This is a genomic window from uncultured Veillonella sp. (genome assembly GCF_963543145.1).
Classification (GTDB): domain Bacteria; phylum Bacillota; class Negativicutes; order Veillonellales; family Veillonellaceae; genus Veillonella.
Map to the genome: position 1 here is coordinate 22634 of NZ_CAUTZP010000001.1, position 11908 is coordinate 34541.

General features: G+C 38.4%; 10 protein-coding genes. 4 read left to right on the forward strand and 6 right to left on the reverse strand.

The features are described from left to right. Positions 1-318: 318 nt before the first annotated feature. Positions 319-1296 (forward strand): 3D domain-containing protein, encoded by a 978-nt coding sequence (locus RWZ05_RS00105; protein WP_314640869.1) that lies wholly within the window; start codon positions 319-321, stop codon positions 1294-1296. 251 nt (positions 1297-1547) lie between these two features. Here RWZ05_RS00105 and msrA read toward each other — a convergent pair whose 3' ends face one another. From msrA to RWZ05_RS00120, 3 genes are all read right to left on the reverse strand, one after another. Further along, positions 1548-2486: a peptide-methionine (S)-S-oxide reductase MsrA gene (gene msrA, locus RWZ05_RS00110; protein ID WP_314640870.1), complete on the reverse strand. Its 939-nt coding sequence runs from the start codon at positions 2484-2486 to the stop codon at positions 1548-1550. Beyond that, a complete protein-coding gene (locus RWZ05_RS00115; RefSeq protein WP_314640871.1) occupies positions 2487-3608 on the reverse strand; it encodes a 5-methyltetrahydropteroyltriglutamate--homocysteine S-methyltransferase in 1122 nt (373 codons plus the stop codon). Between the two features lie 245 nt (positions 3609-3853). Then, the gene (locus RWZ05_RS00120; protein WP_314640873.1) at positions 3854-4792 is read right to left on the reverse strand and encodes a LysR family transcriptional regulator; all 939 of its coding nucleotides are present in this window, start codon (positions 4790-4792) and stop codon (positions 3854-3856) included. Between the two features lie 105 nt (positions 4793-4897). Here RWZ05_RS00120 and rnmV point away from each other — a divergent pair, with 105 nt between their 5' ends. Together rnmV and rsmA are read left to right on the forward strand one after the other, a co-directional pair. Continuing rightward, positions 4898-5431 (forward strand): ribonuclease M5, encoded by a 534-nt coding sequence (gene rnmV, locus RWZ05_RS00125; RefSeq protein WP_314640875.1) that lies wholly within the window; start codon positions 4898-4900, stop codon positions 5429-5431. An 8-nt stretch (positions 5432-5439) separates the two neighbouring features. Beyond that, positions 5440-6294 (forward strand): 16S rRNA (adenine(1518)-N(6)/adenine(1519)-N(6))-dimethyltransferase RsmA, encoded by an 855-nt coding sequence (rsmA, locus tag RWZ05_RS00130; protein WP_314640878.1) that lies wholly within the window; start codon positions 5440-5442, stop codon positions 6292-6294. Between the two features lie 171 nt (positions 6295-6465). On the opposite strand, the gene RWZ05_RS00135 is transcribed toward rsmA, so the two are convergent. Further along, complete coding sequence (locus RWZ05_RS00135; RefSeq protein WP_314640881.1) at positions 6466-7713, reverse strand: sodium/glutamate symporter; 1248 nt, start codon at positions 7711-7713, stop codon at positions 6466-6468. A gap of 94 nt (positions 7714-7807) precedes the next feature. On the opposite strand from RWZ05_RS00135, the gene RWZ05_RS00140 reads away from it, so the two are divergent. Beyond that, positions 7808-8485 carry an ISL3 family transposase gene (locus RWZ05_RS00140; RefSeq protein WP_314641450.1) on the forward strand — a complete coding sequence of 226 codons (678 nt, stop codon included), beginning with the start codon at positions 7808-7810 and terminating at the stop codon, positions 8483-8485. Positions 8486-8536: 51 nt separating this feature from the next. Here the strand turns inward: RWZ05_RS00140 and RWZ05_RS00145 are convergent, their stop codons facing one another. Continuing rightward, positions 8537-9784 carry a sodium/glutamate symporter gene (locus tag RWZ05_RS00145; RefSeq protein WP_314640883.1) on the reverse strand — a complete coding sequence of 416 codons (1248 nt, stop codon included), beginning with the start codon at positions 9782-9784 and terminating at the stop codon, positions 8537-8539. Between the two features lie 491 nt (positions 9785-10275). After that, on the reverse strand, positions 10276-11871 hold the full coding sequence (locus RWZ05_RS00150; RefSeq protein ID WP_314640885.1) for a peptide chain release factor 3: 1596 nt from the start codon (positions 11869-11871) through the stop codon (positions 10276-10278). Positions 11872-11908 lie beyond the last annotated feature (37 nt).

Here is an 11908-nt window from a genome sequence, read left to right on the forward strand (position 1 = left end):
AAAAATGAAGTTTTTGGATGTGTAGAAAATTTTGGTAACAATTCGAAAACACATAAAAATACAATTTAAGTTATAAAAAAAAGCTGCATACTATATATAGTAGTGGTATTGTATATATGTACACAATTCGGAATATATTGTATAGTGTTAAAAAATATAGATATGTACGTACACAGTGGACTTTTGGAAAAAATATAGAAATCATAAATACAAAGAACATAGTGTTTATAAGCGTTTTCTCGCTATTGTTAACCTACGATGTTTGACAGGTTATATCTATCTGTAGTAGAATAATGATATTACAGGAGGGATTACAATATGAGAATTCATAAGACACACAAACGATATATTTCGTCTGTTGTTGCCGGATTGATTGTAACAGCTGTAACTATGACAGGTTTTTCTTATAATGATAAAACCGTTACCGTTATGGTAGATGGTGCAGCGCATACTGTTAGAACGCATTTAAATTCTAACGAAGGCATCGTACGCGATGCTGGGGTTAAGTTAAATCCAAATGATAAAGTTATTTCCAGCTCTACATCAGTTCAAAATGGTACAACATTAACTGTTGTTCGCGCTATTCCAGTTTATGTAACTGTGAATGGTAAAACAAGAGCTGTTTTCACTACAGAAACAACGGCTCAAGGCGTTGCTAATGAGCTTGGCTTTAAAACACCTAACTATGTAGTTGTAGGTGATGCAAACGGTTCTGTATTAAGTGGTACACATATTACAATTGCTCAAGTAACAAGCCGCTCTTTATCTACAGTAGATCAAGAGGTTGCTATTGAAGTTATCCGTCAAAAAGATGATACAATGGCTAAAGGCGAAGAAGAGGTTGTTCAAGTTGGTCAACCTGGGTTAGAACGAGTACAACGTGAAACATTATATAGCAATGGTACAGTTATTAAAACAAATGATGTATCTAAAGTAACACAACGTGCAATGGTACCTACTATTATTAAAGAAGGTACTCGTGAAGTGACTACATCTCGTAATGTGGCGGGCCGTTCATCTCGTGCTATCGTAATGGAAGCATCTGCTTACCTTGCAGGCGATGGTGATGGTGCTGGTATTACGGCTACAGGTGTTCCTGCAGTACGTGGTATTGCGGCGGTTGATCCAGATGTTATTCCATTAGGTACACGCTTATTTATCCCTGGTTACGGCGAAGCGATTGCTGCCGATACAGGTGGTGCGATTGTAGGCAATAAAATTGACCTTGTAATGGACTCTTATGGCGAGGCTATGGACTTTGGTCGCCAAGACGTAACAGTGTACGTTCTAGACTAAATAAAACGATTTGAGGATATATCAATAGATATATCCTCTTTCTTATTTATGACTATGTTATATATAACTATTTTATACCCGTGAATGTTACGTTAGACAGCTTATATTAAAAGCAATAAGACAGATAATATTCGAGGATATATGATAGCTTATATTTACACTATTTCAATTATTTTCTTTACTATATTGTTGGGAATTGTAAGAAAAATACTAAAAACGACGACTTACAAATATAAGTCGTCGTTTGTCATTTAATCTTCAATATACGGTAAGAGATATTCGTATTTTGTGCCTTTTAATTCTTCTTTAGGAATAAAGGTTAAGGCAGATCCATTAATGCAGTAGCGAAGGGAGCCATTAGGTCCATCTTCAAACACATGGCCTAAATGAGCGTTCCCAATGCGGCTACGTACTTCGATACGGTTCATACCATGAGAGTCATCTTGGTAGTATTTAATAACATCCTTAGCGATTGGTTTGGTAAAACTTGGCCACCCGCAGTGGGAGTTGAATTTATGTGATGATACAAAGAGGGGCTCTCCAGTAGTAATATCTACGTAGAGACCTGCTTTACATTCATCTGTTAATTCATGACTAAAAGGAGCATCTGTAGCAGAATTTTGGGTAACTTCATACTCTTGTGGTGATAGCGCATCTAAAGCTTCTTTAGAAGGTTTATTATACGCATTATCATCGATAAGTGGCTCGTCAGATAGGCCTAAAGGAATATGACAATAACCGTTAGGGTTTTTATCTAAGTAATCTTGATGATATTCCTCAGCAGAGTAGTAGTTCTCTAAAGGTAACACTTCGATAGCAAAGGGTTTGCCTTCAAAGGCTTGAGCACGGGCTAAGGTGCTTTCAATAATCGATTTATCTGCTTTATCAGTATAGTAAATACCAGTACGGTACTGAATACCTACGTCACCGCCTTGTTTATTAACACTAAATGGATCGATAGCGCGTAGGAAATATTGAATCAAATGGTCCAAGGAAAGTGAGTCTGCATCGTAGGTCACCTTGAGGGCTTCTACGTGGCCACTATTGTGGCAGACATCTTCATAGCTTGGATTTTCAGTAGGGCCATTGGCATAGCCTACTTCGGTGGAAATGACTCCTTCGATTTTTCTAATATATCCTTGCAAGCCCCAGAAGCAACCGCCTCCTAAATATATAGTATGTTCATTCATTTAATCACCCCATACTTCTTGAGCTATTTCTTTAACTAATGCTAGTTTAGCCCATTGTTCTTCTTCGGTCAATTGGTTGCCGATTTCACAAGAAGCAAAGCCGCATTGAGGGGATAAGCAAAGTCTTTCAAGAGGAATATATTGGGTAGCCTCTTGAATACGTTTTTTTATAACTTCTTTATCTTCTAACTCTGGACGTTTAGATGTAATTAGACCTAATACGACCTTCTTATTAGGAGATACTTCACGTAATGGTTCAAAGCCACCGGAACGATCATCGTCGAACTCTAGGTAATAAGCATCTACATTTTCTTTGGCAAATAGAATAGGGGCAATCGGTTCATAACCGCCACTAGCAGCCCAAGTAGAGTTATAATTACCACGGCAAACATGGGTAGTGAAGGCTAAATCTTGAGGTCGACCTTCGATGGCTAAGTTGTTTAAGCGTAAGTATTTAGCGGTTTCACCTTCGATGGTTACGCTTTTATCCTTTTGGCGACCTGTCCAGTAAGCGTGGTCACAGCACATCCCCCAAGTACAATCATCAAATTGAATATTGCGGCAACCAGCGTCATATAGGTCTTTAATAACTTGACGATACGCAGTGGCAATGTCTTGGATGAGTTCTTCTAAATCAGGATAGAAGGAGCGTGTCGTAATGCCGTTATCCTCACGGAATAATTCAGCTAAGAATTGGGATGGAGCAGGGATTGTTTGACGGGCCGTAGAATTTTCGTCTTCAAATTGTTTTACAAATTTGAAATGTTCAACAAATGGGTGGTTTGTGCCTGTGATTTTGCCAGTAAGGGCGAGGGAACCTGGCGCTGTTTCTTGACCAACGAATTTGTAACCGTGTTCCAGTTCAATTTCTTTTACGCCGTTAAATCCCCACATGAAATCTAGATGCCAATAGGCACGACGAAACTCGCCATCTGTAATAACTGGTAGACCAGCAGCCTTTTGTTTTTGAATGAGGTCTGTAATGAGACGATCTTCAACGGCTGTTAATTCTTCTCTAGAAATATTTCCATTATTGAATGCTTCGCGAGCTTTTTTTAATTCTTCAGGGCGTAGGAAAGAACCTACAATATCAAAATGAAATGGTGCTAATTGTTTGGACATAATAATAATCCTCCTTATATAAACGGTAAAACCGATAATTTCGATAGGTTTATTATAACGAAGTATGACTATATGTAAAAATATCAATATATTAGAGTTGTATATAACCTAAAGCTATATAGAAACGTGAATTTGTTTATTAAGTTATATCAAGGTATAAAAAAGCACTCTCCTGAAATGAGCTATATCCCAAAATTGTGTCCAAGTTTGGGGCAGTTCATAAAAGAGAGTGCTTGGTTTTCTAATTAATTTTTATCCTCTGACAGTTGAATATGTCTGCCATAGTTGCCAACGTATTGCTCTAAGGCTTGGATATATTCTTGGCCTAAGCGACTACGTTGCATTTTGTTATTCGTAATGTAGCCGATATGCATTAGACCTTCTTCTGCAAGCGGTACTGAGATGATATTCTCACCATTTACTTCTTTATCGATTACACCACTAGATACAGTGTATCCATCTAGACCTAGTAGTAAGCTAAAGAGGGAGGCCCTGTCGCGAACACGAATATGTTTAGGGCGTACTACGGTACTAAAGATTTCTTCAGAGAAGTAGAAGGAATTATGATCGCCTTGTTCAAAGGAGATATAAGGATAGTCTTCTAATTCATCCATGGATACGACATCTTTATTAGCTAAAGGATGTGTTTTACCGATGAAGATATGAGGGTGAGCCGTAAATAATTCTGTAAAAGTTAATTCGTTGGTGTGAATTAATTTTTCTAATACAGGACGATTGAAATCATTATAATAGAGTAAACCAATTTCACTCTTCATATGAGCTACGTCATCGATGATTTCATAGGTTTGTGTTTCCCGTAAGGATACATCATATTGGTCGATGCCTGCACCTTTTAACAGTTCTACAAAGGCGTTAACTGCAAAGGAGTAATGTTGTGTAGAAACAGAGAATTGTTTTTTACCACCGCTTTGGCTTTTGTATTGCTCCTCTAAAAGAGCAGCTTGCTCTAATACTTGGCGTGCATAGCCAAGGAAGCGTTCACCTTCTTTAGAAACAGTAATACCTTTATTTGTACGATCGAAAATGGTAATGCCCATTTCCTTTTCTAGTTCTTTGATAGCCTTTGTAAGGCTAGGTTGAGATACGAATAATCTCTTGGCAGCTTCACTAATACTACCTATATTGGCAATTGTTGTGACATACTTTAGTTGTTGTAAGGTCATAATTGGCCTCCTTTTATATATTACACTACTTATACTACTCGATTATAAGTATTTAAGCAATGTTATATATATGTTACAATGTACTAATAGAATAAAGGAGGACCTATGCTGAAACAAGTCATCGTCGTAGAAGGAAAATCTGATATACAACGTATTGCTCAAGCTGTAGAGGCTGACTGCATAGCAACTGAGGGTTTCACCCTTCGAAAAGGTGTTATCGATATGATACGAGTTGCTTACGAAAAACGAGGCATCATCATATTAACTGATCCTGATACGGCAGGGGAGCGAATTCGTCGAGTATTGACGAAAAAATTTCCCCATGCACAACATGCCTTTGTCCCTCGCGACGAAGCTTTTGCAAATGATGATATTGGCATAGAACAAGCATCCCCAGAGTCAATCAGAAAAGCTTTATCTACATTACATGTAGACTCTTTAGAATCTTCTAACGAATTTTCAATGGTAGACCTCGTTCGTCATGGTTTATCTGGTATGCCTGATAGTGCAGCTCGTCGAGCTGTTATCGGTGCAAAATTAGGGATTGGCTATGGAAATGGTAAGCAGTTCTTATATCGGTTAAATCATTACGGTATAACGCGAGATGCTTATGAAGCGGCAGTAAATAGTTTGAAATAGGAGTCACAATGTTAGAATCAGTAATTGCAAGCCCTGAGGTAGTACATTATATATGTAAACGCTTCGACATTAAAATGAGTAAAAAGCTAGGGCAAAACTTTCTTATTAAACGAGGCATCGTCGATGAAATCGTTCATGCTGCGGAGTTGACGCCTGGAGAACCTGTATTAGAGGTTGGCCCTGGTATTGGTACCTTAACACAAGGTTTAGCACAAAGCGGTGCGGATGTAACGGCTATTGAGCTTGATCGTCGTTTATTAGAAGTACTAGATACAACCTTAGCATCCTATGACAATGTACGCATCGTTCATGGTGATGTATTGAAACTTGATGTACCAACCATCATGAATCATAAACCGTTTAAGGTGGTTGCCAATTTGCCGTACTATATTACAACGCCAATCATCATGTCTTTATTGGAAAGTAAATTACCTATTGAGCGTCTCGTTGTAATGGTTCAAAAAGAGGTAGCCTTGCGTATGGTAGCCAAACCGGGCACAAAGGATTACGGCGCATTGTCTGTGGCTGTTCAATACTATACTGAGCCAGATATTGTTCTTGATGTACCACCTAAATCCTTCTTGCCAGCTCCAGCGGTAACGAGTTCCGTTATTCGCTGTATATTGCGCGATAAACCTCCTGTAGATGTGATTGACGAGAAACTATTCTTCCGCGTTGTGAAAGCTGGTTTTGCGCAACGTCGTAAAACATTTTCTAATACGATGAAAACAACAGGTTTGACAAAGAATCAAATCGATGAGTTATTAGCAAAAGCAAATATTGACGGTCAACGAAGAGGGGAAACCTTCAGCCTCCAAGAATTTGCTGACGTAGCTAATGCATGGGCGTCAATACAAGCATAATTAATAATTGTATTCTTAATACAATGGACGATTTTTATATTTAACAAATAAAAGTCAATAAAAGCAAATAAAGGCAAATAAATTAAAACGGTGCTAGTAAGATTAACGATCTTACTAGCACCATTTTGTTACTTAGAGTTTTATAAAAAAGAGTCCTGAAGGACTCTTTTTTTAGTATAGTATGCCTACCATTGTTGTAATAATGAAGGCATTCGCAAAGTCGATTAAGAATGCACCTACCAAGGAAACTACGAGCCATGCACGAGGGGATGGACCGTGTTTGCTTGCTAAGGATAACATGTTAACCAACGCATTTGGTGTAGCCCCTAAACCGAAGCCGATAGCACCAGCGCCGAGCATAACAGCATCGTAGTTGCGACCAAAGATAAAGTAGATAAGGTATGCAAATACACAGATAAGTACCATTTGCGCTACTAAAATAGTAATCAATGGTAATGCAAGATCGATTAAATGAACTAGTTTCAAGCTATTGATAGCCATTGTAACGAAAAAGGACAATGCTACGTTAGATACGGCATCGAGTGCTGCATCATTGATTTTGTAAGCTTTACTGAAGTCACCAAAGTTACGAATTACAGCTGCACAAATCATGGCACCGATGTATGCAGGTAGTGGAGTAAGGATGGATAAACCAGCACTTACGATAGTACCAAGGCCTAATGCAAGGCCAATCCACATACAAATAGTTAAAAGATCTTGAGAGTTGAATTGTTTGCCGCCACCTTCAACGTGATCTTCGATCATGTCGATGCCGTCATCTTCTAATAATTCAGGATTCGCATAAGGTGTTTTTACATTGTGCATTTTTATAATACGTTCACCTACAGGAGCACCTAGGACAGTACCAGCAACCATACCGAATGTTGCGGCTGCAACTGCTGTAGATGCTGTACCAGGGATGCCAAGTAATTGTTCATAATACGGACCGAAGGCACCAGCTGTACCAAGACCGCCCATCAGGGCTACGGAACTTGCCATGATGCCGATGATTGGTTCAATGCCCAAAGCTTTAGCAATCATGATACCTGCAGTATTTTGTACTACAATCCACACTGCACATGCGAGGAAGAAGAAGATAATGAAGATACCGCCCTTTTTGAGGACTTTCAAGGAAGACATCAAACCAATAGTGGTAAAGAAAGCGAGCATTAAGAATGTTTGTAGAGAGTCTTCAAATGTAATGTTTAGAATCTTGTAATAAGAAAGAATAGCAGTTAAAAATGCAAATGGAAGAGCCCCTACAGCAGGTGCAGGCATACACATTCTTTGTAAAAATTTAGAATGCTTGTTAATCCATGTACCTATGAACAAGGTAATAACAGCGAGACCTACGGTTTGGATCATGGACAGTTTTAAGGTCCATACATTGTTGACTAAGGCTAAGTCAATCAGTGGCATAAAATCACTCCTTTAAATAAAAATAAACCTGTATTTTATGGTATCATGAATGGTTGAAAAATACTATAGAATATACACTGAATAAAAATCTTATATATTTTCTTTACAACACTCACTTACCTCATTCAAGCACAAGGATCGCCTACAAGTTAAGTTTATTGTTATGGATATGTCCATACAATTTAAGCGCATCATGGAGGCGCTATTTCCACATGCGCATATTATCTGTGATCGATACCATGTATGTCGACTTGTAGATTGGGCGGTAGAGCGAGTTAGAAAGCGTGAGCAACATAAACTGGCTGCTTATTCACGTATGTTAAAACAGAATAGACGTGTGCTAATGAAACATCCAGATCATTTAACGGAAACTGAGCACGTCAAGCTCTGTGAAATACTCCGAGTTTCGGATGATTTACGAAAAGCATATGCTTTAAAACTTTCTTTTAGAAAAATCTTTTCGACCTATGGTAAACAAGGGATAGCAGCACATTTAATGCATTGGTTAGAATTAGTGAAAGCATCTGGCTTGAATGAATTTAATAACTTCTTTACATCATTTCCTGCATGGATGACGCAATTAACCAATGCTTTCTTACTCCCATATTCTAATGGATACACAGAAGGAACTAACAACAAGATTAAGGTATTAAAACGAATAAGCTATGGACTTCGCCACTTTGGTAGATTTAGAGTACGTATTCTACTTTTGAGCAAAAAGAATGGCACCAACCATACGTATGATTGGTGCCAAAGAAGACTCGTGGGGTGAACACCCCAACATTTGACAGAGAACCAAAAAGAGTCCCGAAGGACTCTTTTTTTAGTATAGTATGCCTACCATTGTTGTAATAAGGAAAGCATTCGCAAAGTCGATTAAGAATGCACCTACCAAGGAAACTACGAGCCATGCACGAGGGGATGGACCGTGTTTGCTTGCTAAGGATAACATGTTAACCAACGCATTTGGTGTAGCCCCTAAACCGAAGCCGATAGCACCAGCGCCGAGCATAACAGCATCGTAGTTGCGACCAAAGATAAAGTAGATAAGGTATGCAAATACACAGATAAGTACCATTTGCGCTACTAAAATAGTAATCAATGGTAATGCAAGATCGATTAAATGAACTAGTTTCAAGCTATTGATAGCCATTGTAACGAAAAAGGACAATGCTACGTTAGATACGGCATCGAGTGCTGCATCATTGATTTTGTAAGCTTTACTGAAGTCACCAAAGTTACGAATTACAGCTGCACAAATCATGGCACCGATGTATGCAGGTAGTGGAGTAAGGATGGATAAACCAGCACTTACGATAGTACCAAGGCCTAATGCAAGGCCAATCCACATACAAATAGTTAAAAGATCTTGAGAGTTGAATTGTTTGCCGCCACCTTCAACGTGATCTTCGATCATGTCGATGCCGTCATCTTCTAATAATTCAGGATTCGCATAAGGTGTTTTTACATTGTGCATTTTTATAATACGTTCACCTACAGGAGCACCTAGGACAGTACCAGCAACCATACCGAATGTTGCGGCTGCAACTGCTGTAGATGCTGTACCAGGGATGCCAAGTAATTGTTCATAATACGGACCGAAGGCACCAGCTGTACCAAGACCGCCCATCAGGGCTACGGAACTTGCCATGATGCCGATGATTGGTTCAATGCCCAAAGCTTTAGCAATCATGATACCTGCAGTATTTTGTACTACAATCCACACTGCACATGCGAGGAAGAAGAAGATAATGAAGATACCGCCCTTTTTGAGGACTTTCAAGGAAGACATCAAACCAATAGTGGTAAAGAAAGCGAGCATTAAGAATGTTTGTAGAGAGTCTTCAAATGTAATGTTTAGAATCTTGTAATAAGAAAGAATAGCAGTTAAAAATGCAAATGGAAGAGCCCCTACAGCAGGTGCAGGCATACACATTCTTTGTAAAAATTTAGAATGCTTGTTAATCCATGTACCTATGAACAAGGTAATAACAGCGAGACCTACGGTTTGGATCATGGACAGTTTTAAGGTCCATACATTGTTGACTAAGGCTAAGTCAATCAGTGGCATAAAATCACTCCTTTAAATAAAAATAAACCTGTATTTTATGGTATCATGAATGGTTGAAAAATACTATAGAATATACATCGTATAAAAATCTTATATGTTTTCGTTTCAACACTCACAACAACATTAAAACCTTTAATACTTGAGTAATTATTTTTACTTATACACATAAAATGTCAAAAAGTAATACTTTAAATTACTTCTTTACATAATCATACTATATGTATTCGACTTAAAGCTGTGATTTTCCTTCTTCATATAAAAAAATAAACTGGAATATATTTCTTAAATTTATAATTCTATGAAATATATTCCAGTTTTAAATTTTAAAATTCTTATATAGTCTTACTTTGCTTAGCTTCTTGAAGTTATATGGGGGAAATTTAACCCGTATATACATATAATGATATAACTAAAAAATATATACTACTACATAAAATAATTAGAAGTTATAGCTATTAAAGATTGTATAAACATTATAGAAAGTATAAGTGTTATAGATCATGATGTAGTTTCGGCGTAGTTAGGAAGGTAACATCTGGATTACGTTCTTGAACCCAGCCCATTTGCCATTCGTTGGAGATGAGGACTACCGTACGATCCCGATTATCTTTTACGATCATTGCATTATCAACACCTTTTAAAGAAGCAATGTCTACTTCACCGTCAATCCATCGAGCTACACTATATGGCAATGTATGATTTAGTAAATCTACACCATATTCATTTTTGAGGCGATATTCTAATACTTCAAATTGAAGCATACCTACCGCGCCAACTATGAAGGCGTCTAATGCACCTGGTTGCTCAAAAATCTGGACTGCACCTTCTTGAGCCAATTGAGTCATACCTTTTTGGAATTGCTTACGCTTCATCGTATCCTTTGGAGATACACGAGCAAAGAATTCCGGAGGGAATACAGGGAAGTCACCAAAGGTTACCTTGTGCTTTGGTGCACATAGAGTATCGCCTACGCCCATAGTACCAGCATCAAAGACACCGATAATATCGCCGGGATATGCATCCTCTACGATAGTACGTTCTGTAGCTAAGAATTGTTGAGGTTGAGATAGGCGGATTGTTTTGTTGGATTGTCGATGTAATACGGACATGCCTTTTTCGAATTTGCCAGAGCAGATACGCATGAATACGATACGGTCATGATGGTTAGGGTCCATATTAGCTTGGATTTTAAATACTAAGGCGGAGAAGTCTTCGCTAGTAGGTTGTACTATTTCTTCTACAGCCTGACGTGGAGCAGGGGATGGTGCCAGTTCTAAGAATTTCTCTAAGAATGGTTTAACCCCGAAGTTTGTCATGGCAGAGCCGAAAAACATTGGAGTCAACTCACCGGTACGAACCTTATCAAAGTCAAAGGGATCACCTGCAACGTCAAGCAACTCAATATCATCAAGCAAAGCTTGATATACATCATCACCTAATAACTCTTTCATGCGAGGATCAGTTAAAGCACCTTTTTCAGAGGCTAGTTTTTCTTGACCATGTGTTTCGTCTTTTGCAAAGAGCTCGATAGTTTCATGTTCTCTATCATATACACCTTTGTACTCGCCATTAATACCGATAGGCCAGTTCATAGGGCATGTACGAATGCCAAGAACATTTTCAATTTCTTCCATCAAGTCAAATGGACTACGACCAAAATGGTCAATTTTGTTTACGAATGTGAAGATAGGAATGCCGCGTTCTTTAGATACAGCAAATAGTTTTTTCGTTTGTGCTTCCACGCCTTTTGCTACATCGATAAGCATGACAGCACTATCGGCTGCCATCAATGTACGGTATGTATCTTCGGAGAAGTCCTGGTGACCAGGCGTATCGAGGATATTTACGCGACAACCGTCATAGTCAAATTGCAACACGGAACTCGTTACGGAGATACCACGTTGTTTTTCGATTTCCATCCAGTCAGATACAGCGTGTTTTGCAGTTTTACGAGACTTTACGGAACCTGCTAAGTGGATGGCACCACCGTATAATAGTAATTTTTCTGTTAATGTTGTTTTACCCGCATCCGGGTGAGATATGATAGCAAACGTACGACGACGTTGTACTTCTTCTAAAAATGTCATGGTTCACCTCTATTAGTATGTTTGTATAAGTAGATAT